Source organism: Streptomyces sp. NBC_00996 (assembly GCF_045162675.1).
Lineage (GTDB): Bacteria > Actinomycetota > Actinomycetes > Streptomycetales > Streptomycetaceae > Streptomyces.
In genome coordinates this window covers 1,032,528-1,057,300 of the sequence record NZ_CP108723.1, presented here as the reverse complement: position 1 = coordinate 1,057,300, position 24,773 = coordinate 1,032,528, and the positions used below count along the sequence as shown (strand labels likewise).

General features: G+C 67.9%; 21 protein-coding genes and 3 pseudogenes. 12 read left to right on the top strand and 12 right to left on the bottom strand.

Going from position 1 to position 24,773, the window contains the following annotated elements; translation table 11 throughout:
* Positions 1-27 precede the first annotated feature (27 nt).
* Both OG390_RS05325 and OG390_RS05320 read left to right on the top strand, forming a co-directional pair.
* Entirely contained in the window at positions 28-429 is a 402-nt protein-coding gene (locus OG390_RS05325) for a ferredoxin (RefSeq protein ID WP_406165376.1), read from the top strand.
* Between the two features lie 115 nt (positions 430-544).
* Positions 545-1,723 (top strand): acyl-CoA dehydrogenase family protein, encoded by a 1,179-nt coding sequence (locus OG390_RS05320; RefSeq protein WP_406165375.1) that lies wholly within the window; start codon positions 545-547, stop codon positions 1,721-1,723.
* 120 nt (positions 1,724-1,843) lie between these two features.
* On the opposite strand, the gene OG390_RS05315 is transcribed toward OG390_RS05320, so the two are convergent.
* Both OG390_RS05315 and OG390_RS05310 read right to left on the bottom strand, forming a co-directional pair.
* Complete coding sequence (locus OG390_RS05315) at positions 1,844-2,143, bottom strand: SGNH/GDSL hydrolase family protein (protein WP_406178354.1); 300 nt, start codon at positions 2,141-2,143, stop codon at positions 1,844-1,846.
* 8 nt (positions 2,144-2,151) lie between these two features.
* A pseudogene (locus tag OG390_RS05310) lies at positions 2,152-2,376 on the bottom strand (IS5/IS1182 family transposase); the annotation flags it as partial.
* A gap of 998 nt (positions 2,377-3,374) precedes the next feature.
* Between OG390_RS05310 and OG390_RS05305 the strand changes: the two are divergent.
* Positions 3,375-4,871, top strand: a complete 1,497-nt coding sequence (locus tag OG390_RS05305) for an RICIN domain-containing protein (protein ID WP_406177506.1) — start codon at positions 3,375-3,377, stop codon at positions 4,869-4,871.
* A gap of 156 nt (positions 4,872-5,027) precedes the next feature.
* Here the strand turns inward: OG390_RS05305 and OG390_RS05300 are convergent.
* A pseudogene (locus OG390_RS05300) lies at positions 5,028-5,852 on the bottom strand (DNA cytosine methyltransferase); the annotation flags it as partial.
* Here OG390_RS05300 and OG390_RS05295 point away from each other — a divergent pair.
* From OG390_RS05295 to OG390_RS05275, 5 genes and pseudogenes are all read left to right on the top strand, one after another.
* Positions 5,850-6,004, top strand: a pseudogene (locus tag OG390_RS05295) (IS3 family transposase); the annotation flags it as partial. The pseudogenes OG390_RS05300 and OG390_RS05295 overlap by 3 nt on opposite strands.
* Before the next feature lie 975 nt (positions 6,005-6,979).
* Positions 6,980-8,692 carry an RICIN domain-containing protein gene (locus OG390_RS05290; protein WP_406165373.1) on the top strand — a complete coding sequence of 571 codons (1,713 nt, stop codon included), beginning with the start codon at positions 6,980-6,982 and terminating at the stop codon, positions 8,690-8,692.
* A 40-nt stretch (positions 8,693-8,732) separates the two neighbouring features.
* On the top strand, positions 8,733-10,721 hold the full coding sequence (locus OG390_RS05285) for a ricin-type beta-trefoil lectin domain protein (protein WP_406165371.1): 1,989 nt from the start codon (positions 8,733-8,735) through the stop codon (positions 10,719-10,721).
* Positions 10,722-10,794: 73 nt separating this feature from the next.
* A complete protein-coding gene (locus tag OG390_RS05280) occupies positions 10,795-11,541 on the top strand; it encodes a xanthine dehydrogenase family protein molybdopterin-binding subunit (protein ID WP_406165369.1) in 747 nt (248 codons plus the stop codon).
* A 4-nt stretch (positions 11,542-11,545) separates the two neighbouring features.
* The gene (locus OG390_RS05275) at positions 11,546-12,250 is read left to right on the top strand and encodes an XdhC family protein (RefSeq protein WP_406165367.1); all 705 of its coding nucleotides are present in this window, start codon (positions 11,546-11,548) and stop codon (positions 12,248-12,250) included.
* Between the two features lie 145 nt (positions 12,251-12,395).
* On the opposite strand, the gene OG390_RS05270 is transcribed toward OG390_RS05275, so the two are convergent.
* The gene (locus OG390_RS05270) at positions 12,396-12,617 is read right to left on the bottom strand and encodes a hypothetical protein (RefSeq protein ID WP_406165366.1); all 222 of its coding nucleotides are present in this window, start codon (positions 12,615-12,617) and stop codon (positions 12,396-12,398) included.
* On the bottom strand, positions 12,586-12,807 hold the full coding sequence (locus tag OG390_RS05265; protein WP_406165364.1) for a hypothetical protein: 222 nt from the start codon (positions 12,805-12,807) through the stop codon (positions 12,586-12,588). The genes OG390_RS05270 and OG390_RS05265 overlap by 32 nt, the downstream gene beginning before the upstream one ends.
* Before the next feature lie 52 nt (positions 12,808-12,859).
* On the opposite strand from OG390_RS05265, the gene OG390_RS05260 reads away from it, so the two are divergent.
* Entirely contained in the window at positions 12,860-13,108 is a 249-nt protein-coding gene (locus OG390_RS05260; protein ID WP_406165362.1) for a CAP domain-containing protein, read from the top strand.
* Between the two features lie 330 nt (positions 13,109-13,438).
* On the opposite strand, the gene OG390_RS05255 is transcribed toward OG390_RS05260, so the two are convergent.
* The 4 genes from OG390_RS05255 to OG390_RS05240 form a co-directional block, all read right to left on the bottom strand.
* Entirely contained in the window at positions 13,439-13,963 is a 525-nt protein-coding gene (locus OG390_RS05255; RefSeq protein ID WP_406165360.1) for a hypothetical protein, read from the bottom strand.
* A 112-nt stretch (positions 13,964-14,075) separates the two neighbouring features.
* Positions 14,076-14,456, bottom strand: coding sequence for a PPOX class F420-dependent oxidoreductase (locus tag OG390_RS05250; protein ID WP_406177504.1), 381 nt, complete (start codon positions 14,454-14,456; stop codon positions 14,076-14,078).
* Between the two features lie 87 nt (positions 14,457-14,543).
* A complete protein-coding gene (locus OG390_RS05245) occupies positions 14,544-15,896 on the bottom strand; it encodes an aldehyde dehydrogenase family protein (protein ID WP_406165358.1) in 1,353 nt (450 codons plus the stop codon).
* A gap of 82 nt (positions 15,897-15,978) precedes the next feature.
* Positions 15,979-17,487 (bottom strand): MFS transporter, encoded by a 1,509-nt coding sequence (locus tag OG390_RS05240; protein WP_406165356.1) that lies wholly within the window; start codon positions 17,485-17,487, stop codon positions 15,979-15,981.
* A gap of 157 nt (positions 17,488-17,644) precedes the next feature.
* Here OG390_RS05240 and OG390_RS05235 point away from each other — a divergent pair, with 157 nt between their 5' ends.
* Positions 17,645-18,061, top strand: coding sequence for a MarR family winged helix-turn-helix transcriptional regulator (locus tag OG390_RS05235; protein WP_406165354.1), 417 nt, complete (start codon positions 17,645-17,647; stop codon positions 18,059-18,061).
* Between the two features lie 396 nt (positions 18,062-18,457).
* Here OG390_RS05235 and OG390_RS05230 read toward each other — a convergent pair whose 3' ends face one another.
* The 3 genes from OG390_RS05230 to OG390_RS05220 all read right to left on the bottom strand — a co-directional run bounded on the left by OG390_RS05230 (position 18,458) and on the right by OG390_RS05220 (position 20,573).
* Positions 18,458-19,132 (bottom strand): type 1 glutamine amidotransferase domain-containing protein, encoded by a 675-nt coding sequence (locus OG390_RS05230; protein WP_406165352.1) that lies wholly within the window; start codon positions 19,130-19,132, stop codon positions 18,458-18,460.
* A gap of 231 nt (positions 19,133-19,363) precedes the next feature.
* Positions 19,364-19,768 carry a DUF4345 family protein gene (locus OG390_RS05225; protein WP_406165350.1) on the bottom strand — a complete coding sequence of 135 codons (405 nt, stop codon included), beginning with the start codon at positions 19,766-19,768 and terminating at the stop codon, positions 19,364-19,366.
* A 43-nt stretch (positions 19,769-19,811) separates the two neighbouring features.
* On the bottom strand, positions 19,812-20,573 hold the full coding sequence (locus OG390_RS05220) for an SDR family NAD(P)-dependent oxidoreductase (RefSeq protein ID WP_406165348.1): 762 nt from the start codon (positions 20,571-20,573) through the stop codon (positions 19,812-19,814).
* Positions 20,574-20,708: 135 nt separating this feature from the next.
* Here OG390_RS05220 and OG390_RS05215 point away from each other — a divergent pair, with 135 nt between their 5' ends.
* Both OG390_RS05215 and OG390_RS05210 read left to right on the top strand, forming a co-directional pair.
* The gene (locus OG390_RS05215) at positions 20,709-21,317 is read left to right on the top strand and encodes a TetR/AcrR family transcriptional regulator (RefSeq protein WP_406165346.1); all 609 of its coding nucleotides are present in this window, start codon (positions 20,709-20,711) and stop codon (positions 21,315-21,317) included.
* Positions 21,318-23,217: 1,900 nt separating this feature from the next.
* Positions 23,218-24,678, top strand: coding sequence for a ricin-type beta-trefoil lectin domain protein (locus OG390_RS05210; RefSeq protein WP_406165344.1), 1,461 nt, complete (start codon positions 23,218-23,220; stop codon positions 24,676-24,678).
* Positions 24,679-24,773: the final 95 nt, after the last annotated feature.

Genomic DNA, 24,773 nt, shown 5'->3' with positions numbered 1-24,773 from the left:
GCGATTCTCCCCGGCTACCCGCGCGTTGTGACATCGACGACATCCGAGCAATCCCAGCGACACCGGCAATCCGAGCGGGAGTCCATCCGGTTCCTGGAGGACCGCTTCGCCTGCGCCCAGGCGTGCACCGAGTGCGCGCGGGCGTGCGCGCTGCGCGCGAGCGTGATGGATCCGGACGGGCCGCGGGAACAGGAACTCCTGCGCCGCAAGGGCGTCATGTGCGCGGAGGTGTGCGACGCGACCTGCCTCGTACTGTCCGAACAGATCCGTCAGGACGAGAACGGCATCCGCGCTCAGCTGGAGTGGTGCCGCGCTGTCTGCCTGGAGTGCGCGCAGGCCTTCGACGGGTACGCAGGCGCGGAGGACGGCGCGAAGGCCTGCCGCGAATGCGCCCAGGCGTGCACGGACTTCCTCGCCACCCTGCGCTGAGGAGAGTGCACGGGGATGTCCGGGACCGGTCGTGGAACGCGCATCGCCATTCCCAATTTCTGAAACACGTTCTACGGTGTGCCGTCAGGTCGGCCTTGGGGACCCAGGAGGCGCCGTGCATCTCGAATACACGCCGGAGCAGCAGCGGTTGCGCACCGAACTACGCGGCTACTTCGCCCGGTTGGTGCCGGACAACGCCTACGCCCGCTACGCGGACGCGGCCGCGCAGAAGCGCTTCTACCGAGAGACCATCCGCCGCCTCGGCGGCGACGGCTGGCTCGGCGTGGGCTGGCCCAAGGAGTACGGCGGGCGCGGGCTGAGCCCCATGGAGCAGTTCATCTTCTTCGACGAGGCGGCCCAGGCGGGGGTGCCGCTGCCGCTGATGGCGCTGAACACCGTCGGTCCCACGATCATGCAGTTCGGCACGGAGGAGCAGAAGGCGTACTTCCTGCCGAAGATCCTCTCCGGCGAGATCGACTTCGCGATCGGCTACAGCGAGCCCGACGCGGGCACGGACCTGGCCGCGCTCAAGACCAAGGCGGTACGGGACGGCGACGAGTACGTCGTGAACGGGCAGAAGATCTGGACGACGAACGGCGACACCGCCGACTGGGTGTGGCTCGCCGTGCGCACCGACCCGGACGCCCCGCCCCACAAGGGCATCACCATGTTGCTGGTGCCGACCTCCGACCCCGGCTACTCGTGCACGATCATCAACACCCTCGCCTCGCACGACACCACCGCGAGCTACTACGAGAACATCCGCGTTCCCGTGGCGCGCCGGGTCGGCGAGGAGAACAAGGGCTGGCGGCTGATCACCAACCAGCTCAACCACGAGCGCGTCACACTCGCCGCCCACGGCACCATGGCGATCCGCGCCCTGCACGACGTCCAGCGCTGGGCCATGGAGACCAAGCTCGCCGACGGCCGCCGCGTCGTCGACCTCCCGTGGGTCCGCCGCCGCCTGGCCCAGACCCACACCAGGCTCGACGCCATGAAGCTCCTCAACTGGCAGATGGTGAACGCCGTCCAGGAAGGCACCCTCGCTCCGCAGGACGCCTCCGCCGTCAAGGTGTACGGCTCCGAGGCACGCCGCGACGCCTACGCCTGGCTCATGGAGATTGTCGCCGCACCCGGTGTTCTCAAGGAGGGTTCCGCCGGCGCGGTCCTGCACGGCGAACTGGAACGCGGCTACCGATCGGCGGTGATCTTCACATTCGGCGGCGGAAACAACGAGATCCAGCGCGAAATCATCTCGTGGATCGGTCTGGGGATGCCGCGGGTCCGGCGTTAGCCTGCTTGTGACTAGGCTTGATCTTTAAGCTTCCTCCTCGGCTCCGCCTCTTGATGGGGTTAATAGTCAAGGTCCTTAAGCTTTTTAGTTGGCACAAAAGAGGGATAGTTGGTACCAAGATCACCGGTTGTTCCCTGAGGGTGGCGAGGGGTCACTTCGCTGTGGCAAGGCTGGGGCCGCGGTCGTGAGCAGGGCGAGGTCCACGGCGTTGGCCATCGCCTGATAGCCGGCGTCGTTGGGGTGCAGGTGGTCGCCGCTGTCGTAGGCGGGGTTGAGCTGCTGAGGGTCGTTGGGGTCCGCCATTGTCGTGGCGAAGTCGAAGACGCCGTCCACGCTGGTGTTGTGGCGGAACGCCTTGCGGCCTGCGCCCTGACCGTGACTGGCGCTACGGCCCATGCGGCTGCCAGCGGCGGCTGGCACGTGGAGCGCGCCTTGTCGCCCTTGTGGGCGATCTGGCCGGTGAGGCCACGCTCATGGAGCAGGATGCGGGACCTGGCGGAGTCGTATCCGGCGTCGAGATGCACAGTGATCGCGTTTGGCAGCGACCCAACGCCCTTCAGAGGGTTGGGGCCGGCAGCGGGGAGTCGGCAGTTTGCGTCGGCCAGGACGCGACCGAGGGGGATGTCGTAACCGTCGGTCATGCTGGAGCGTTTCGGCCATGCTGCCGTGATGCTGACGTCCCTGTCTGGAGTGGGGCTACCGCACTTGCGGCTCGGCGTGAAATGACCCAAGCGGTGCCAGGTGCCGGAACGTCAGGGCTCCACTGAGACTTGGCTGGGGGTTGGACGAAGGTCTTCGCGCCATGGGAGCGCGCCCATCGCGTCGGCCTGCGAGAACCCTTCAACTGGCGCCCAGGGAAAGCGATTTCGCCAGGTCATCGGTTTTCGTAGGGGTCACAAAAAGGGGATGCGCACCTCTTGACGTTCGGTGGGCCGAACGGCTCTGATGGGGCACTGTTCGATCTCGTTTGCTTCTGATCGACCATGTGCCATGCGGTCTGGATACCGATGACCGCTGCTCTTCCCCAGGAGTCGTTCATGCAACTTTCTTCCTCCGGCCTTCCCTCTCCCGGAGCGGCAGATGTCCCTCCCTAGCACGAACGCCCACGCCCCACGACACCCATCCCGATCAAGAGCAGGAGACTCCGGACAGTCGACTGCCGACCTGTGCTGCAGGTGCAACCGCTGGACGGACGCCCCCATTTCCGTGGGCCTCATCCAGCGGTCGAGCGCCCCCGACCGGGCGCTCTCGGTCTGCCCGGACTGCGTCCCTCGTTTCTCCTGAGCCCCTCTCGCAGCCGACGAACCCCATCCGTCCCTCACCAGCAGCCGCCGACGGGGCGGGGGGGCGATGACGGCGTTGCCGACTGCGATGACGACGGCCTCGCCAGACTCCTGCCGGGCTGCCGTCGAACACCTCGGGGAAGTCCGCTGAACGGGACTCGGCCGAAGGCCGACAGCGGACGCACCCCACTTTCCAATCCCTCGATCTTGGCCCCACCCCGCACATCATGTCAGCCCCTGACCAGGGTGGGGTCAACCCTCACTCCCGATCAAGCCCAGCACAGATCGGCGAATGGGACCAAGAGCCGCCCGAGGGCGGGTTCGGCTCGCCTTACTGAAGCCGCCCTCCCGTTCACGAAGGAGCAATGATGCTCAGACGTGTTCTCACGCCATTGCTGGCCGCCTGCGCCAGCGTGCTCGCACTACTAGTGGTCGGGCCGCCCGCCCATGCCGCCCCGGTCACTTTGCCCACCAATCCAATGGATTTCACCGGGACCAACGGTGATCCCGTCGACGCCCACGGCGGCGGGATGATCAAGGTCGGCTCCTATTACTACTTGTTCGGCGAGAACCGCAACGACGACAACACCTTCAAGGCCGTCTCCGTCTACAAATCGTCCAACCTGAAGACGTGGGAGTGGGTAGGCGATGCCCTGAACCAGAAGAGCGATCCCGATTTGGAGATCGCCAACATCGAGCGGCCCAAGGTCATCTACAACGACACCACGAAGAAGTACGTCATGTGGATGCACAAAGAGAACGGCCTTTCATACGGCCCAGGCTACCCGCCGGCCACGGACTACTCCCAGAGTCGCGCCGCGGTCGCCACTTCCGACACGGTCGATGGTCCATACACCTATCTCGGCAGCTTCCGGCCGAAGAAGCTCAACGGCGAGGAGACCGGGTCCCGCGACCAGACGCTGTACAAGGACGAGGACACAGGCATCGCGTACCAGGTCACGGCCACCGAGGGAGGTAAGGACCTGCGCATTTTCCAGCTCAACGCCGACTACACCGGCTACGAAAAGGAGGTCGCCAACCCCTGGGCGGGCAAGAGCCGGGAGGCCCCCGCGCTGTTCAAGCGGGACGGTGTCTACTTCATGCTGACCTCGGGATCCAGTTACTGGAATTCCAACCAGCAGCAGTACGCAACCTCCTATAGCCTCAGCAGTGGTTGGTCGGCGATGAAGGATGTCGGTAACCAATACGGCTACGGCTCCCAGGCCACCTACGTCCAGCCGGTGCAGGACTCCTCGGGCAACACCACCTCGTACCTCTTCATGGGCGACGACTGGGCCGGCGTCAGCTGGGACCCCAAAAAGGTCAACGACTCGAAGTATGTCTGGCTGCCGCTGACCTTCCCGAACAAGACCACCATGAACCTGCCCTGGTACCCCCAGGTCGAAATCGACACGGCCGCGGGGACTGTCAAGGGCGTGGGTGGCGGCACCGACTACAACCTCGTGGCCCGGCACAGCGACAAGTGCGTCGACGTCAAGGACAACTCCGCCGCCGACAACGCCCACGTCGTCCAATTCGACTGCAACAGTGGCCTCAACCAGCAGTGGCGTCTGGAGAACGCCGGCAGCGGCTACTACCGCATCCTCGCCCAGCACAGCGGCAAGTGCCTGGCCGTCGAGGATGGTTTCACCGACATGGCCTTCGTGAACCAGTACAACTGCGGCAGCGGCCAGAACCAGCAATGGAAGTTCGAGGACCAGGGCAACGGATACTACCGCCTGGTAGCCCGGCACAGCGGACTTTGCCTGGACGTCCAGAAGGGCTCCGCCGCCAACAACGCCCGCCTCATCCAGTTCAAGTGCGGAACCGGCACCAACCAGCAGTTCAAGCGGGACACCGCTTGATCCTCCTGGGCCGACGCGGTTGTGCACACCGCCCGACGCGGGGCCCGAGCCGACCCCGGTCCGGGCCCCGCGGCGGCCGCTCCCCGCGACTGCTCGCGAACCTCACCGTCACCGACAGGCGAGGCCCTCAATGGTCCTCGTTGGGGGTGCGGGGCATCAGGAGGCGAGGGTTGAGTCGTCGGGGTTGAGGGCGACGCGGAGGTGCGGGGCGAGGAGATGCCCGGCGAGCAGCGGGGGTACGGCGTTGCCGATCTGGGGGAACTGCTGGCCCTTGTTGCCCTGCCATGGGTAGTCGGCGGGCAAGGTCTTGAGGATGCCGGCCTCGCGGGTGGTGATCCGGATCGGCTCCGGCGCAGCCTCTGGCCCGTTCGGCAGCAGGGTGCCGACGGGTTCGGCGATCCAGGTGCACTCGTTGGCGAGGTGCCCGAAGAAGAGCGTGCCTGCGGGCTCGTCCGCGCGGTGGACGGTGGCGTTGGCCTGGTTGTTGCTGTGCAGTGACCACTTCCAGTGCGTGGCCCTACTGGTGAAGGCGGGGGCAGGGGCATCTGGGGTGTGGGGGAGGGGGTCCGTGTCTCGATGTCCAACCTGATCCACGAGTCTGCGGTTCGAGCACCCCGTCTGCGGCGGGCCGTTGCGGTCGCCACAGGCCCCGCTCCCGGGCGTTGGCGAGTGTCTGACGGGAGCCGGAGGGGAGGGGCTCAGGGCCTCCGCCGGCGCACACGGTCGGGTCGGGATCGGTCGGTGCTGCACCAGCCGAGGGCCTCGGCCATGGACACCCACCTGGCGCGGCCCGGCCCGAACAGCGACTCGGGCTCGGCGACCTGGGCGTGGGTGGGCAAGGGTGGTTCGGCCGTTCGGACCCGGGAAGCGAGCAGGATCGCGCGCCTTCTTGTCTGCGGTACGCCGAAGCCTGCCGCATTGAGGAGGCCGGGCCAGACGCTCCGTGGCGACCCACTCGGGCTCGCCGACCGTATTCAGGGCCGCCCACCCGTGCCTGGCGAGCTGGTTCACCACTCCGACGCGGGTCGCAATACCCGTCGTTCCGCCTGGCCGAACACCTCGATGCGGCCCAGATCGCGGCCTCTATCGGCTCGGTCGGCGACGCGTACGACAACGCCCTCATGGAGTCTGTCCCACGCCCGGGCACCTCCCCCAACCCGCACGTGACACCCGTACGCGAACACCTGATGACCGCCGCGAAAGCCTGGTGAGCCGCCCAGTCGCACGGGGCCCACTGAGCGCCGACGCGGGGGATGAGTCCGAGTCAAGACTCCGGGTGTATCTCACGGTTGCTCGCTCGATGCGCAAGGCAGGCCGAGTCAAGCCTTGGGAGCGCACCCGCGTCCTCCGCCTGCGGGGATCCGTCAACGAGCGCCCAGAGAAAGCGATTTCCCCAGGTTAGCGGTTTTCGTAGGGGTCAGGAAAAGCTGTTGCGCGACTCTTGACGTTCGGCAGGCCGGACGGATCTCATAAAGCCCGCCGTTTGTTCTCGTTCGCTCCTGATCGACTTTGTGACCTTCCTGCAACCCAGGGGCTCGCTGCTCTGCCCCAGGAGTCGTCATGCAACTTTCTTCCTCCGGCCTTTCCTCTCCCGGCCCCGATCGCCGCGCGCTGTTGCGGGGGGCTGGGCGAGGCGGTTGCGATCGGCGCGAGCATCCCTTGCTGAGTGCCTACGGCGTCAGCGGCACGGCGAGTGACCCGAAGCCCGTCGCCTTCGGCTCCAAGGCGTCCGACCCGGTGCCGAAGAGGGCGTTCCCGGTCATCTACGCGGCGTACAAGAAGCAACGGCTGCCTCGACGTTCCCGAGCTCGGCCACGACCAAGTCCCCGTCCAGGTCTACGACCTGTGCTGGGCGGCGACAACCAGAAGTGGAAGACCAGCTGGCGGAAATCCCCGCGGCGGCGTACCACCGCTTCCCTCCTGTTGCACTCCAAGCGCGACGCGAAGACCGCGCCGCGGTTCGTGTGGCCGGCAATTCGCACCAGCCCCCGCGAACGCGATACCGACCACCGCGCACCGAGCCGCACCACCGCTTCGAAAAGCCCGCGAACCTCGGACGCCCCGCGCCGGCTCCCTTCATCACGCAAAGACTCAAGGAAGAGGTTCTCATGCGAATAGCCAGACATCTCGCGGTCCCGGTCGGCCTGAGCCTTGCGGCCTGCGCCCTGACCGTGACTGGCGCTACGGCCCATGCGGCCTCGGCAGCCCCCGCCTCCGGCACCATCTACACCCTGACGAACGCCGCGAGCGACAAGCTGATGGACGTCAAATACGGCTCGACCGCCCCCGGCGCACCCGTCGTCCAGTGGCCGTCGAACAACGGGGCCAACCAGCAATGGTTGCTGACCCGGACCAGCTCCGGCGCCTACACCCTCAGGAGCGCCAACAGCGGCCTGTGTCTGGACACCCCGCTCGACCCGCAGGAAACTCCGCAGCTCGTCCAGAACACCTGCAACGGCTCCGGCAACCAGCAATGGAACATTAAGCCCGTCGCTGACGGCACCTACACCCTTGCCAACGCCGCCAACGGCCTGCTCGCCGACAACAAGCAGTCGTTGGACAAAGAAGGCAACGAGATCATCCAGTGGCCGTCCAACGGCGGCGCCAACCAGCACTGGACCCTCACCCCGGCCCCCGCCCCGCTCACACGGGTCGGCACCTACACCGCCGGCCTGATGTCCAACGGACCCTCCTTCACCAACCAGAGCATCCGCATGGTCGCACACACCACTGTCGCAGGGTCCAAGCTCCGCGTCCGACTGAGCAATCGCTACGGCACCGGACCGCTGACCATCGACGCTGTCGACCTCGCCCAGGAAGGCAGCAACCCCGGCGCCGCCGTCCCCGGCACCCACCACACCGTCACCTTCAACGGCAACGCCTCCGTCACCATCCCCAAGGGGCAGGACGTCGCCAGCGATCCGATCCCGATGGACGTCGCCGCGGACACAGGCCAGCTCGTGAGCCTCCACCTGCCGGGCACGCCCGCCGGCACCACCTGGCACGCAGAGGCACAGCAGGATGCCTGGGTCTCCACCGCCGGCAACCACGTCACCGAAGACGGCCTCGGCAACTACCCGACAAAGAAGTGGTCCTGGTACTTCCTCGAAGGCCTGGACGTCATCTCCTCGACCGCCACCGGAACGCTGGTGTGCGTCGGGGACTCCATCACCGACGGCGTCGGTTCCACTTCGGGCACCAACCGTCGCTGGCCCGACTACCTCGCCCGGCGCATGAACTCCGCCCCCGGCGGCCCCACCCTCGGCGTCGTGGACGCCGGCATCGGCTCCAACCGCGTACTGACAACCGTCAACGGCAACAACCCCAGCCTCCAGACCCGATTCGCCCACGACGTGCTCGGCCAGCCCAACGTCAAAGACGCGATCCTGCTGGAGGGCATCAACGACATCGGCAGCTACATCAACAAGGACGGACAGCCTCTGACCGCAGAGAACCTTGAGGACGGCATCCAAAGCGTGATCGACCAAGCCCACGCCGCCGGCGTGAAGATCTTCGTCGGCACGATCTTGCCCTTCAAGACCCCAGACCCAGCCGCGGACGGGGGTAGGTGGAAGTGGAGTTACTGGAACATTACTAAGGTCAAGAACCCTACCGGCGAGCAGATCCGCCTGGACGTCAACAATTGGATCCGCCACAACACCAGCGTGGACGGCGTCTTCGACTTCGCCACGACAATGGCGGACCCCAACGAGCCGCAGTCCCTCAACCCCGCCTACGACAGCGGCGACCACCTGCACCCCAACGACGTCGGCTATCAGGCGATGGCCAACGCCGTCCATCTCGCCCTGCTCACGCCGTAAGTCAGCGTTCCTTCCCCCCTTCCTCCCCCGGGAGAACCGCATGTCCCGCACCGCCGCCCGAAGTTGGCCCCGACGCATCACCGTCCAGGTGCTCGCCGCCGTACTCGCCGTCGCGGGCCTGGCCACACTCGACCGGCCGGAGCCTTCGGCGCCCCTGTCCGCCGAACCGGCTGCCGTGAGCACCCATCAGATAGGCGTCACTCCGCCGCCGATGGGCTGGGCGTCCTGGAACACCTTCTTCAGCAGCATCGATTCCAACGTGATCAAGCAGCAGGCCGATGCCCTGGTCTCCTCAGGGATGGCAGCGGCCGGCTACAAGTACGTCAACCTCGACGACGGCTGGTGGCAGGGCCAACGTGACGCGAACGGCAGCGTCGTCGTCGACGAGCACCTGTGGCCCGGCGGGATGAAGGCCATCGCCGACTACATCCACAGCAAGGGCCTCAAGGCCGGCATCTACACCGACGCGGGCAAGCACGGCTGCGGCTATTACTACCCCACCACCCGGCCGGCGGCGCCCAACGCCGGTATGGAGGGTCACTACCAGCAGGACCTGGAGACCTTCCAGCGTTGGGGTTTCGACTACGTGAAGATCGACTGGTGCGGTGGCCAGAGGGAGGGCTTGGACCAGGAGACGACGTACCAGCAGATCGCCGCCGCGAACGAGGCCGCCTCGGCCGTGACCGGCCGCAAGCTGGCGCTGTCGTTCTGCGAGTGGGGCACCGGACTGCCGTGGAACTGGGCGCCGGGATACGGCGACCTGTGGCGCACCAGCCAAGACGTCCTGCAGTACCAGGAGACCCCGGGTCTGGCCAAGATGTACCACAACGTCGACGAGGCCCTGCAGCCGGCGGCCCAGCACACCGGGTACTACAACGACCCCGACATGCTGATGGTCGGCCTGAACGGTATGACCGCCGCCCGCAACCGGCTGCACATGAGCCTGTGGTCGATCGCCGGCGGCCCGCTGCTGGCCGGCAACAACGTCGCCACCATGAGCACGGAGACCCGCGACATCCTCACCAATCCAGAGGTCCTCGCCGTCAACCAGGACCCGCGCGGCCTGCAGGGCGTCAAGGTCGCCGAGGACACCCGGGGCCTGCAGGTGTACGGCAAGGTGCTCTCCGGCACCGGCAAGCGCGCGGTGATGCTGTTCAACCGCACCGGCTCCGCCGCGAACATCACCGTCCGCTGGGCCGACCTCGGCTTGACCCCGGCCTCCGCCACCGTGCGCAACGCCTGGACCCGCACCGACGCCGGATCGTTCGCCACCGGCTACACCATCTCCGTCCCGGCGAACGACGCGGTGCTGCTGACCGTCTCCGGTACGGAGGCGTCCGGCTCGACGTACGAGGACGCCACCACCGCCACCACTCCGACGTTCAGCAACGTCACCGCCTCCGCGGCGGGCACCAAGCTCGTCGACATCACCTACGCCAACGGCGGCAGCACCTCCCGCAAGGCCACCATCCAGGTGAACGGCCAGTACAAGTACGTCGTGGCCTTCCCGTCGACCGGCTCCGCCACCACCCAACGGATCGTCTCCGTGCTCGCGCACCTGGCCAAGGGCGCGAACACCGTGAAGTTCGCCGCGGTCTCCGGCAGCACCGCACCCGACATCGACGCCCTTCACGTCCAGGGCATCCCCGGCACCGATGGCGCCGCCCTCGTCGGCTCCGCCTCCAACCGCTGTGCGGACATCGAGAAGAACACCTACATCAACGCCACCCAGGCCCAGATCTGGGACTGCTCCGGTGGGCGCAACCAGACCTTCCAGCAGACCGCGCGCGGTGAATTCGTCGTCTACGGCCACAAGTGCCTCGACGCCGACACCAACGGCAACAAGGTCATCATCCGGGACTGCACAGGAGCCACCAACCAGAAGTGGAGGGTCAACTCGGACGGCACCATCACCAACCACCTCTCGGGCCTGTGCCTGGACGCCTCCGGCGCGGCGACCGCCAACGGCACCAGGCTGATTCTGTGGACCTGCAACGGCCAGGCCAACCAGAAGTGGACCCTCACTTGAGATCGCCCAGAACGAGGGGCGGCGCGGCCACGAGACCAGTCGAAGTGACAGATGTAACCGGAACCACCGCAGCGTGTCCGTCCGCGCGGGCGACACCAACCTGCCCAGGACCGCGGGCAACGCAGGCTCGCGCACCACGGGCTACACCGGCTCCGCCGTCCACCTCGCCACGGAGAAGGCACGCAAGGCCGCGGTGCGGATGGCCGTCACCGACCCGGACTCGCCCTTGTACGGGCTGGCGGATGGCGAGGTCGAGGCGGCCGACGGGAGGCTGTTCCACCGGGGCGACACCAAGCGAGGGGAGACGTACCGTGCCCTGCTGGCCCGCCACGGCGCCAAGCCGGTGCTGGCCGAGGCGAGTTACCCCCCCCGGACCTCCCACTCCGTGACCACCTTCGGCGCGCACTTCACCGAGGCGCGGCTCGCCCCGGACCTGCCGAGGGTCCGTGTCACCCGGCACGTGGCGGTCTTCGACGTCGGCCGGATCACCAACCACAAGGCGGCCAGGAACCAGGCCCAGGGCGGCATCGTGTTCGGCATGGGCTGGGCGCTGATGGAGAAGCTGACGCCGGATCCGGTCTCCGGCCGGTTCATCGACCCCGCGCTCACCGACTACCACATCCCGGTCAACGCCGATGTCCCCGACATCGAGGTCCTGTTCATCGACGAGCCCGACACCATCGCGTACCCGCACGGCAGCAAGGGCATGGGCGAGGTGGTCTCGGTCGGCGTCGCCGCGGCCATCGCCAACGCCGTTCACCACGCCACCGGCAAGCGGATCACCGACCTGCCCATCACCCCCGACAAGCTGGTGGGGTGACGCCGTGCGCGACATACTGCCGCAGCTGGCGCAGTGGTGGCGCGAGTCCCGGCCGTTCGCCCTGGCCACCCTCGTCGACGCGGCCGGCAGCACGCCGTTGCCGGTGGGCACGGCGATGGCCGTCGACGGCGAGGGCACGGTGCTCGGCGCGATCAGCGGCGGCTGCGTCGACTCCGACGTCGCCGCGACCGCGCAGGAGGTGCTGGGCGACGGCCGCCCCGTCCCGCGCCGCTACGGTCCCGCCGGCCCCGACAGCGGACCGTTCGACGTCGGCCTGACCTGCGGGGGCACGGTGACGGTCTGGACGGAGCCGGTGCCGCCCGACGGCGCTCGGTGGCTGCCTGTTCTGGCCGAGGCTGTCGGGGCCAGGCGCCCCGTCGCGCATGCCGTCCGGCTGCACGGCACCGGCTCCCCGCACCTGGTCGTGCTGCCCGGCGGTGACCGGGAGGGCAGCCTCGGCACGGGGGAGGCGGACCTCGATGCCGAGGCGACGGCGCGGCTTCCGCTTCCCGAAGGCGGCACCGCCGTTCTCAGCATCGGTCCACATCCGGACGTCTTCATCGCCGCACACCCCTCCCCGCCGCTGCTGGCGATCGTCACCTGGACGCCGGTGGCCGGGCCCCTGGCCCGGATCGCTGCGAGCTCGGCTACCGGCCGGTCGTTCTGGAGCATCGCCCGGTGTTCGCGGCGCAGGCACGGCACGCCGTAGACCCCGAGCCGGGTGAGCCGCCCGCAGGTGAATCGGGTGGCCCAGTTCCGGCCCCCGTCCGTGTTTCCGACCGGAGAGGATCGCCGGCCGCTCGTGGACCTTGCCGTCGACCCCGTTGCCCCGACGGGTGCGGGGCCGGCCATCGTCAGTCCAGGGCCTCGCGGACGGCGGTCAGGATGGCTTCGGTGTCGGCGCCCAGCGCGCGGGCAGCTGAGGTGAAGTCCCGGGCCAGTGTGGCGAGTTGGTCCGGGGCGGGGCGGGGTGGTTCGGACGGGGGTGTCGCGACCCGGGTGCCTGCGCCGCGGCGGGTGCGGATCAGTTTCGCGGCTTCCAGCTCACGGTACCTCGACGCCGTCGCCGAGCGCATCCCCCACGAGGTCAGCCACAGCCGAATCCACGGCCTCGCCGTCGTCCCCGCCGGCTACCAGTCCGCCGCCGACCGGTGTAAAGCCCACGAGGCAGACAACGCCGCCCACGCGCTCCTCAGCCCCGAAGCCGACCGTCAAGACGACCCCGACCGCTCCGTCACTGACATCCCGGCTGATCACCTTGCTCAATGAACGTCGCCGCGCGCTGGGACTACCCGACGTCAAGGAAAATGCCCAACAGGTGCAAGCCGCCCAGGCATGCGCGGACAAGAACGCCGCCCGACAGCCCGGCCCCAGCGAGCACTGCGGCTACGAAGTCCTCTACTGGTCCCCCAGCATCCCCCTCGCCACACCGGAGGAGATGATGAAGACCTGGTTCAACAGCCCCGGGCACAAGGCAGCCCTCACCCACCCCACTTCCCGCACCGCCGGCGCCGGAAGTGCCGTGGGCCCGAGCGGACTCATCTCTGCTCTCAACATCGACTACTAGGTAGTCTTGTTCGGATCCGCCGGTCGTTGGTCCGGATGTGCCGTCAACAGATGCGCAGTGGGTCCATCTGCCGGAGAAGTACGGTGACCGGCGGGGCGTCTGCAACCGGCTGCCGAAGATGCCCCCGCCTTCACCGACGTCATGGCCCGCCTGCGTGTTCACCGACGTGGTGCTCGGCGGCAATACCGTCGAACGGTGCATCAACCGCCTGAAGCAGAGGCGCGGCATCGCCAGACGCTACGAGGTGAACGGCCCCGACGCTGGAGCGTGATGTGGACGCCGGTCCACGGCGAGTTGTCCGTCCCGCGTGGCGGGCCGCCGGCGGAACGGTCACGCGGCGTGCCCCAGCACCACTGGGCCGGCGGGTGCCGCGGCGCGGGCTGCGGTTGGGTGCACGGGACGGATGGTGCGGACAATGTCCGCGACCTGCGAGCGGCTCCGCGCGAAGACAACGAGGCGCAGCACCGCGAACCGCGCGATACCGGCGAGCGCGGAGGCGGACAGGTAGACGACCTGTTCGAGCACCACGCCGGGTGCCGCCACCAGTTGCTGCAGGACAAGCATCGCCACGGAGGTCACCGCGTATGCGGCCGCCGCGGACCCGGCCGACTGCGCGTGCTGGCGCCGGGTCGCGCGCCCGCCTGCGCCGAAGGTGAAACGGGCATGCAACTCGGTGGCGAGGAGCGTGGACACCGCGGTGATCAGAGCGTTGGCCAGGCCCCAGTAGATCCAGGAGGCGAGGGCCGCAACGGCGAAGCTGGAGGCGAGCCCCACTCCGCCGCCGAAGAGTACGAAGCGGGCGAAGGCGGTGAAGGTGCCGGGTGCCGCCTGCTGCTGACGCTGCGCTGTCTCCATGATCCGACCCCCTTTGATCGCTCGCTCTTGTGTGCCGTGACCGTCTGACGGCACTCACCCAGGCCATCCGACAAGCCGCCCCTGATGACGGAGCTGACGGTGCGTCATCCCGTTACGGAGTGAGTCGCACACGGATGCCCAGCGTGCTGTCCCCTCCCCGGAGCCGGCTGTCGAGGATCATGAGGCGGCCGAGGATGCCGTACTTGCGGGCGATGAGTTTGCGGTAGCGGGCGCCGGTCGCCTCGTCGGTGATCTCGGCGGTGGCCGGGACCTGCTCGCCCGTCGGGTTGCCGCGCAGGTCGCAGGGGCCGACGAGGATGTCGCCGCGTGCCCGGATCCGTTTGACCTTCCAGGAGTCGGCGGGGGTCCGCACGCCCAGCGTGTCGCCGTCGCGGACCACCCACACCGGGGTGGCGACCGGGGTGCCGTTCTTGCGGTAGCTGGTGACGAGCATGTACTTGCCGGCGCCGAGCCGCTCCAGCATGTCGTCCATGATGCGTTTGTGCTCCTTGCTCTCGTGTTCGAGGTCGTTGGCCACGTGGGCGGCGTACTGCATGGGGGTGCCTTCTTCCGGGATGGTTCAGCTCAGCGGGACGTCGAGGACGGCCTTGCGGTGGCTGAAGGTTTCGATGGAGTAGCGGCCGTGGTAGTTGCCCATGCCGCTTTCGCCGACGCCGCCGAAGGGGAGGGTCGGTACGGCGAGGTGGTGCATCGGCAGGCCGAAGTTGAGGCCGCCCGAGGAGGTCTCGGCGGCGAGGCGGCGCTTGGTGGTGTCGTTCTCGGTGAAGGCGTACAGGGCGAGCGGCTTGTCGCGCTCGTTGATGAACGTGATCGCCTCGTCGAGGTCCGCCACGGTCAGGATCGGCAGGATGGGGCCGAAGATCTCCTCCTGCATCACGGGCTCGTCGGGCCGGACATCGGCCAGCACGGTCGGGGCGATGTACGTGTCCGCGCGGTCGGTCTGCCCGCCGGTGACCGTACGGCCGGAGGCCAGCAGTGCGGACAGCCGGTCGAAGTGCCGCTCGTTGATGATCCGTCCGTAGGCGTCGGACGTCTGCGGGTCCTCACCGAACAGCGCCTTGAGCGCGACGGCGAGGGCGGCCTGCAGTTCGGTCGCGGTGTCCGGGTCGGTCAGGACGTAGTCGGGGGCGACGCAGGTCTGTCCGGCGTTGGCGAACTTGGTGACCGCCAGGCGCTGCGCGACCGTGGTGATGTCGGTGTCCCGGTCCACGAACACCGGTGACTTGCCGCCGAGTTCGAGGACGGCGGGGGTGAGGTTCTTTGCGGCGGCGGTCATCACGATCCGGCCGACGGTGCCGTTGCCGGTGTAGAAGATGTGGTCGAAGTGCTGCTCCAGCAGCGCGGTGGTCTCCGGCGCGCCGCCCTCGACGACCGCGGTCGCGTCGGTGTCGAGATACGCGGGCAGCAGCTCGGCCAGCAGTGCCGAGGTGTGGGCGGCGTAGTCGGCGGGCTTGATGACGACCGCGTTGCCGGCGGCGAGTGCGCCCGCGACGGGGACGAGCAGCAGATTGACCGGATAGTTCCACGCAGAGATGACCAGGGCGACGCCCAGAGGGTCGAACTCGGTGCGGGCGGTGCTGCCAGGGACTCCGGACACCGTTACGGGGGCGGGCTGCGGGGCGGTCCACTCCTCCAGGTGCTCCAGGTAGTCGTCGATCTCGACGATCGTGAGGTCGATCTCCATGGCGTCGGCCTCGGCGCGGTTCTTGCGCAGGTCGGCGTAGAGGGCGTCGGCTATCGCCGCGCGGTTGTCGGTGAGCAGGTCGCGCAGGCGGATGAGCTGCTTCCGGCGCCAGGCCAGGGGCTTGGTACGGCCGGTGCGGAAGGTGGCGCGCAGCCGGTCCACCAGCGCGCCGGCTTCGGCGGGGGTGAAGGTGTCGTCAGGGGTGAAGGCTGCCTTGGTGTCAGTCACAGTCGTGTCCTGTTCGGAGGGGAGGGAAGGCCGGTCGGGCCCTGGGGGACGGAAAGTCGCGGCCTCGTTCTGTGGGGCGCGGTCAGACTGTGACGGCCGTGCGTTCGGGCGTGGTCTCGGCGTCGCCCGACGCGGCGGGGGTGTCGGTGGCGGGGGAGGGGGAGGCGCGGCGGATCGCCAGGCCGACCATGGCCACGCCGATGACCAGCACGAACGCCATTCCGGCGAGGGCGAAGCTGAGGGTGTACTGGCTCTCGGCGGGCAGGGCGGGGACTCCGGCAGGCAGGTTGTCGAGCGTGTTGGAGGCGAGCAGCGAGGTGATGACCGCGCTGCCGATCGCGCTGCCGGTGGAGCGGGAGATGGAGTTGATGCCGTTGGCGATGCCGGTCTGGTGGTGCGGGACGCCGGCCACGATCAGGGCGGGCATCGCGGCGTAGCCGAAGCTGATGGCGACGCCGACGACCATGCCGGCCAGGATCACCGACGCGGTGGTGTCGTGGGCGAGGGTCAGCCAGGCGAAACCGACGACGCCGAAGACGGCACCGACGGCGAGGGTGAGACGCGCACCGATGCGGCGCACCAGCACGCCTCCGAACTGGGCGGCGACCAGCGAGACGAGGGCGGAGGGCAGCAGGTAGACGACGGAGGCCCGCAGGACCGAGGCGCCGAAGCCGTAACCGGCGATGTCAGAGGGCGTCTGGACCAGGTAGGAGACGCCGATGAACTGCGCGAACATGGCGAACCCGACGAGCAGCCCGGCGAGGTTGGTGAACAGCACCGGCCGGTGGACGAACATCTTCATGTCCACCAGGGGCTCACGGACCCTGCGCTCGATCACGACCCAGATGACGGTCATGACGGCGGCGCCGACGAAGAGGCCGAGCGTGCGGGCCGAGGTCCAGCCCCATGAGTGGCCCTGCGAGATGGGCAGCAGGAACAGCACGAGCAGCAGGGCGAGGCCGGTGGCGCCGAGCCAGTCGGTGCGCCCGCCCGTCCGGGTGCGGGGCGCGGGTACGGCGAGGGCGACCGCGATGAGGGCGGCGGTGGCGAGGGCGGCGGCCAGCCAGAAGACCTGGTGATAGTCGGGGTTGGTGCCCTGGGAGAGGAGTCCGGCGCTCACCAGGGCGAGGCCGCTGCCGAACCCGAGAGTCCCGCTGACCAGGGCCATGGCGCCGGGCAGCCGTGCGGGCTCGACCTCGGCGCGCAGCACGGACAGCGCGAGCGGGAAGATCGCGGTGGCGGCGCCCTGCATCACGCGGGCCACGATGAGCCAGAGCACGGAGCTCGTGGTCGCGGCGAGCACGGATCCGGCGACCATGACCACCAGCACACCGAGCAGGGCCGGCTTCGTGCCGTGCTGGTCGCCGAAGCGGCCGAGGAGCGGCGTGAAGACCGCGGCCGACAGCAGCGTGGCGGTGGTGACCCAGCTGACCTGCGCAGTGGTGGCGCCGAGGTCGTTCTGGATGATGCCGAGGATCGGGATGACCAGGGTCTGCATCATCGACACGACCATGGCGGCGAGGCCCAGTACCAGGACGAGGCTGAGGCTGCCGGTGCGGCGCTCCGGCGCGGTGGCAAGGGAGGACTTCACGGTCTTCTTTCCGGTGGAAGGGGTGCCCGAAGGATGGATGCATCGATGGTCGAGGAGTCAGACCATTGAGGTACTCGATGCTTGAGGACATCAAACAATAAGAGCTGGTGGATGTCAAAGTTTGGGATACTCAAGCTTTTCGCGGTACCCTCGGCGTATGTCCCCCACTCCGTCCAAGGCGCAGCTCATGGAGCTGCTCGCCCATTCGGTCAGTACGCACTACGCCGACTTCACGACAGCCGCCGCCGACCTCGGCCTTACCTCCAGCCAGGCAAAGACCCTCTCGGTGCTGCGTCGCGCGCCGGCCTCGATGCGCTCCCTCGCACACACACTTGCCTGTGATGCGTCGAACATGACAGGGATCATCGACCGGCTCGAAAAGCGGGACCTGGTCCGCCGTGAGGTCAGCGCCACCGACCGCCGCGTGAAGAACGTCGCCCTCACCAAGGTGGGCGAGAAGGCGATCGACACGATCCGCGAGCGGATGGAGCAGACCCAGACCGGCCTGGACCAGCTGTCCGACGCGGAGCGCGCCGAACTCTTCCGCCTGCTGACGGTCGTCTTCCCGCGCTGATGCGCGCGCTGCGCGGGTGCTGGTCCGCCGAGCAATCGAGCGGTGACCGGAGGGCCGACCGGAGTCCCGCGAATGATCTTCGCGCTCAGGCGGACGGTGGCGAAGGTGGACTCGACGAGGTCGGCAGTCCGTGGACGGATCAGTGTTCGTCGGGGATGGTGCAGGCCGGCAACTCGGCCCCGTCATCGGTGATTTCTTGACCCCTTGGGGAACTTCGCGCTGTCGGGGCGGGCGCACCTCGTGATCGCCTGGAGCACGCCTCGCGGTCCCTGGCGTTGTGGATGCCTTGATGCGCCTTGCGAGCCTCCGGCTGGGTCGACTGCGGCAGAGCGTTGAGCGGCCCGCTCGGGGCCGCGGACAGTGGTGACGACGCGGGCGCCCAGGTGGCCGTACGGGTTATTCGGTCTCGGCCAAAGCAGCGAGAATCAGGTCGCTGACGGCCTTGGTGGAGACCGGGTTCTGTCCTGTGATCAGGCGGCCGTCCCGCACGGCGTGCGGTGTCATCGGGACAGTGGAGCGCACATACTTGGCGCCCTTGGCGCGCAGTTCGTCCTCCAGCAGGAACGGCACCCTGTCCTTCACCCCGGCCAGCCTTTCCTCGACCGTCGAGAAGCCGGTGACGGTGCGGTTTTGTACGAGCGGGTTCCCGTCGGCGTCGCGGAGGTTGATGAGGGCGCAGGCGCCGTGGCAGACCGAGGAGACGATGCCGCCGTCGGCGTAGATGGCCTGGGCGGTTCGCTGCAGGTCGGCGCTGTCGTTGAAGTCCCACATGGTGCCGTGGCCGCCCGTGAAGAAGATCGTGGAGTAGTCGTCCGGATCTGCGTCGGCAATGGAAGTGGTGGACTTCAGGGTGGCCATGAAGGCCGGGTCATCGAGATATCCGCGAACCGCCCGGTCGACGAACAACCGGCCCCGGCTTCGAGGGTCGAGCGGTACCTCGCCGCCAGCCGGACTCACCACATCCACAGTACGGCCGGCCTTCACCGCCTTGTCGTAAAAGTGGACGAGTTCAGCCAGCCACAGGCCGGTCGGGTGCGTGCTCGCCCCGTAGGTGGCTTGGTTGGTCACCACCGCCAGAATCCTTTTCCGTCTCACTCTTCCCACGTCTCCTTCTCCGCGATCACCGTCCCCGACCTGCGCCGAGCCTTGACTTGCGCATCGTCCGGGCAGCTCCACCAACCCGCACACGACACTCGTCCGCGAGCACCTACTGGCCGCCGCAGACCCGTGAGCCGCTCTCCAGCGCCACGAGGCCCACCTCGACCCGATGTGCGACCGGGAGGGCCGTCCACGACGGGTGCTTCAGGCAGCCACCGCCACTCGTCTGGACCTGAGTGCGGTGCTGTGCGCCCGGACGATGACGATCGAGAGGGTGAAATCCAGGAGGGCGGAGGCGAGAAAGACTCCCACCGGGCTGGGGATGCCGTTCTGGGCGAAGGACACCAGTCGGCCCACGCCTCCGAGGAAGATCGGGACTGCCAGGAAGTAGACGAGCACTCCCTGCCGGTGGATCGTTGCCGCCGCCCAGAAGAACAGGGGAGCCCAGCCAATGTAGACGCCCGCCATGAAGCGGTGCACGTTGTCCGCGTCCGCGGGGCTTCCCTGCGCCAACAGTTGCAGGCCGTCTCCGAGCGCGATGGCGGTGGCGAGCAGCAGGCAGACGCGGACGACGGTGTCGGCTGCTGCGACAGGAACGCGGGCCGCCATCACGACTCCTTGGGTGTCAGGGAGTTGGCCTCGGAATGGGTGGTCAGGCCTGCTCGGTGGGGCGTACGAGCAGTTCGCCGACGGCCACATGACGGGGGCGGGTCACGATGTAGCCGACGGCGTCGGCGATGTCCTGGCTCTGCAGCCGCTCGATGTCACCCAGACCGGCGGCGAGTGCCTTCAGAACCGGTTCCGGGTTGTGCGTGCGCAGTTCGGTGTCGACACTGCCCGGCTCGACGACGGACACGCGGACGTGCTGGCGTGCCAGCTCCTGGCGCAGCGACTCGCTGAAGGCGTTGACACCGAACTTGCTGGCGCTGTACACGGCCATCATGGGGTAGGCGGTGCGGCCGTTGAGCGAGCTGATGTTGACGACGTCGGCGACCTGGCGCGGCCCGTCGGCGGCGGCCTTCACCAGGTGGGGGACGGCCGCGTGGGCGGTGTACATCAGGCCCATGAGGTTGATGTCGATCATGCGCCGCCAGTCGTTCAGGTCCGCGCCGGGGGTGGGGCCGAGCAGCATGAGGCCGGCGTTGTTGACCAGGATGTCCAGGCGGCCCAAACCATCGACGGTCCGCTCGACCGCCTCCGCGGCGGCCTCGGCGGTGGTGATGTCGGCGGGCACGACCAGGGCCTTCCCGCCGGCGTCCGTGATCTGCGCGGCGAGGTCGGTGAGCCGGTCCTCGCGCCGACCGACCAGGGCCACGGAGGCACCCTCGCCGGAGAGCTGCAGGGCGGTGGCGTGGCCGATGCCGCTGGAGGCCCCGGTGACCAGGGCGGCGGTTCCTTCGAGACGACGAGTCATGGTTAAAACCTTTCGATGAACAGCCACGCCGTTGCGGGCCGTAGGGGATGCCGTGGGGGGCAGGGAGTGACAGCGCTGGTGCGGCCGTAAGGGGGTGGAGGCCACTCAGAGCTGGGCCACGGGCAGAATGGGGAAGTGAGTACTACTGGGCAGAAGACAACCAACGCCAGGCGTCAGGACAGCACGAGCGAGGCAAACCTGCCTCCTCGCGAACGCCTGGTCCGGGCCGCGTCCCGGCTGTTCTACTACGAGGGCGTCCGCGCGATCGGCGTGGAGCGGCTGATCGCCGAGGCCGGCGTGACGAAGGCGACCTTCTACCGCCACTTCGCCTCCAAAGACGACCTGGTCGTGGCCTACCTGCTGACCAAGGACGCCTACTACAAGGAGGTGGCCGAACCGCTGGCCGCCGCGCATCCGCCCGCGGAGGCGATCGACCTCATCTTCGAGGCGATCGCCGAGCACGCCCGCGAACGCGGCTTCCGCGGATCGCCGTTCCTGAACGCCGCCGCCGAGTACCCGGACGCCAACCATCCGATCCGGGGCCTGGTGACGTCCCACCGGGAATGGATCCGCGCCCTCTTCCAGGACCTGCTCACCCGGCTCGGCCACGCCGACCCGGAGTCGGCCGCCGGTGCGCTGCTGATGCTGTACGACGGCGCCATGGCAGCCGGCTACCTCGACGACTCGACGGCCGCCCACAAGACCCTCCTGGACGCGGTCCGGCTGATCCGGTCGGGAGGCTGACCCCGTCGGGGCGCCATCGAGCAGCGACTCTGTGCAGGGCCCCGGCCGGGCTGGGGCGCGGATTGGTTTCACGGAACTTTTGATCTCTCTTCGACGTACACCGGCGACCTCCCGGCATGTCTCCGCCTGGAGGCAGCCCAGCTGGGAAGTCCGATCGATCCCTCCAGAGGTAGGAAGACCGGTCGTTCTACTATCCGACGATAGCTCCCGCGACGTCCGGGCGCTACTTGTCGCCCCGCTTGTGGGATCCCTCACGAGGTTTCAGGGCGGAGGGACGAAGACCGCGTCGCGCGGTGATGGGGCCCGCTAGGTTCGGTTTTATGTAGAGCTTCTACAGGATTTCTCAGTCGCATGACCAGGCGAGAGCGTCATGCGTTCCGAGCCGGTTGAGCCCGTATCGACTTCCGCATTTGAGCAGGCAGAGGGGATGTCCGGCCGAAGCGGGGGCAAGGATCCTGCCCGGATCGGCTCGGAGGGTGTCCATTTACTGCCCGCGTCTTCTTCCGTGAATCGGCAACGTTCTGGCGTGGCCGGTCCACAGCGTCAACTCGGGTGGCGCGCGGTGTCAGTCGGACGCCTCCTTGGCTGGCGGGGCTGAGCGTGGCTCTTGTTGAAGTTGTTGCCCGTGGACATCGGCTGCCGCGCTTGCGGCCCGACATGAGATGGCTCAAACGGTGCTGCGACCGGGAAACTTAGGAGTTCCGCGAGGCTTCTGCAAGGGGTTGGAAGAAGTCTCTTCGAAACGCTCGGAGCTGTACTGCATTCCGCATGCCGCCCGATATACCGAACGATGTGGGGGTGTGCGTACGGGTGTCGTGTCCGCGAAGCCCCTCGCTCGACAGTCCGACGACTCCGAGTGTCGACCGGGTGGATGAACCTGAATCAACCTCAGAGTCGCCGGCATCTCTCGCAGTTGCTCGCTTGGTGCGCGATGCGGGCCGATGCGGGTCATGGGGGCGCATCCATCACCTCTTGCCTGCGGGGATCCATCAACGAGCGCACGCGGAAAGCGATTTCTCCAGGTTACCGGTTTTCGTAAGGGTCGGAAAAAGCCGATGCACGACTCTTGACGTTCGACAAGCCGAACGGATCTTATGGGCCCTCCTCCGTTTGGTCTCGTTTGCTTCTGATCGAACTTGTGCCCTCGTGGGTTGCATCCCAAGGGCCCGCTTCTCTGCCCCAGGAGTCGTCATGCAGCTTTCTTCCCCGGTCTTTCCTGTCCCGGCCCCGACCGCCGCGCGCTGTTGCGGTGGCAGGGGGACGGCGAGTGACCCGAAGACCGTCACCTTGGGCTCGAAGGCGTCCGACCAGTGCCGAAGGCGCGGCAGCGGAGTACTCGCACTGGTTGTCGGTGGTGCCCTCGCCCAGGCTGGCCCAGTCCAGAGGGCGACCAATGGAACGCAGTTCACCGCCATCGACAAAGGTCCACCGACACCACCGAAGGCGCCGTAACCGTGCAGCCGCACGCCCACGGAGTGATCACCCAGTACACCTGCGGCACTTGCTGGAGCCAACAGTTCCAACGGCGCATTGCCTGACCGAGAGCCGCAGCATTCCGGCCGGTGATCGAGATGTGCGTAAGGGCCCCCGCTACTCGAAGTCCGCGACAGCAGTGCCACACAACCAGCCGATGCCGAGAGTGGTGGACGACGACGCCGTCAGGCACCACAGGCGAAGCCGACTCCAGCGGACCCACCTTGAGCCGACAGCTGCCACGGCTCAAACGAAGTCGGCCTTCGGTTCGGCACCCGTCCGCGCCACCTCGATCGGCGGCCTGCACAGAGCCGTCTGCACAGAGCCGCGAGCACAGAAGGGACACGACATGCTCAACTACCAGCCCACCCGACCCAGTTCTCACTCCACCTCACCCCCTCCCACAGGTACGCGCGCCCTGCACCGCGTGGCAACTGGTCTGCTGGCCGGGCTGATCACCGTGTCGATCAGTACCCTGTCCGGCGCATCACCGGCCGCCGCCGAAGACTCCACGCTGGACGCCGGCCAGTTCCAAGGCGTGAACTGGGCCAGGGTGGGAGACAACTTCACCTACGGCGCCGTTGTCCCCGAGGGGCTGAACGAATCCGACAGCTACGAGACCGTCAAGGTCAAGGCCAACGCCATCCTCAGCGGGTTCCAGAGCACGCTCGGCGCCAACACCGTACGGCTGCCGATCAACAGCCACTCCGTCCCGGGCACGACGTGGGGCGACAGGTATGCCGGCGCCATCGATGCCGCGACAGCCAAGGGCTTCAAGGTCATCCTCTCCTACTGGGAAGGGGACGGCGAGGACAAGAACAACGACGGGAAACCGGACGGGCCCGGCTGGAACGGCAAGGTCGTCGACGCGGACGCGTTCAAGTCGATGTGGAAGGCCGTGACGGACAAGTACGGGTCCAACGGCCTGGTCTACTTCGAGCCGTTCAACGAGCCCCATGGGCACAGCGCCACCGAGTGGGCGGACATCGCCGCCAAGTGGATCGCCGACCGCCCGTCGGTCCCCAGGAACCGCATCATCGTGAGCGGGCCCGGCTACAACGACTACGTCACGAGCGTGTGCGCCGACTCCCGCCTCGACGGGACCTACCTCTCGCTCCACCACTACGCCTTCGGTAAGCCGGCGAGGACCTATGGCGAGTGGGTCACCGACTTCAAGAGCAAGGTCGGCACCTGCGCCAAGCGCACCATCCTGGACGAGTTCGGCGCGCCGATGGACGGCGCAGGGGCAGACGCCGGCAAGGACTACAACGACGCCAACAGCACCGACAACTTCGTGCGGTACCTGCGCGCCGACACCGACACCGTCCACGAACTCGGCATGGGCGCGGTCTACTGGCCTGCCGTCGGCGGCAAGTACCAGGAGTACCCCGACCACGACTACTACTCGCTCTTCGACCTCAAGGGCAGCGGTGCCGACCTGACGGTGGGCATCCGCAACATCAGCGGTATCGACGCCGTCAAGCGTGCCTGGGATACCGACCCCGGCTCACACACGAGCATCCTGCGCAACGTCGACGGCAACGGCTGCCTCGACGTCCCCTATGTCAGCCACGACAACGTCCAGGTCCAGGTCTACGACCAGTGCTCGGGCGGCGCCAACCAGCAGTGGACCCTGACGCCCTCCGGGCAGCTCACCGTCTACGGCGGCACGAAATGCCTGGACGCCTACCGCGAAGGCACGAGCAACGCCACCGAGGTCGGCACCTACGACTGCAACGGGCAGAACAACCAGAAGTGGATGTTCTACTCCGACGGCACGATCCGCTCAGTAAAGTCCGGTCTGTGCCTGGACAAGGACCTGGCCACCTCCAAGGTCCAGCTCTGGTCCTGCTGGGGCGGCGACAACCAGAAGTGGAAGACCAGCTAGCGGAAATCCCCACTGGGCACGCCCGTAGGCCGGTCGCGGACGCCAAGCGCCGCGACCGGCCTCGTCGGGGCGCCCTCCCACCTTGATCAACCAGA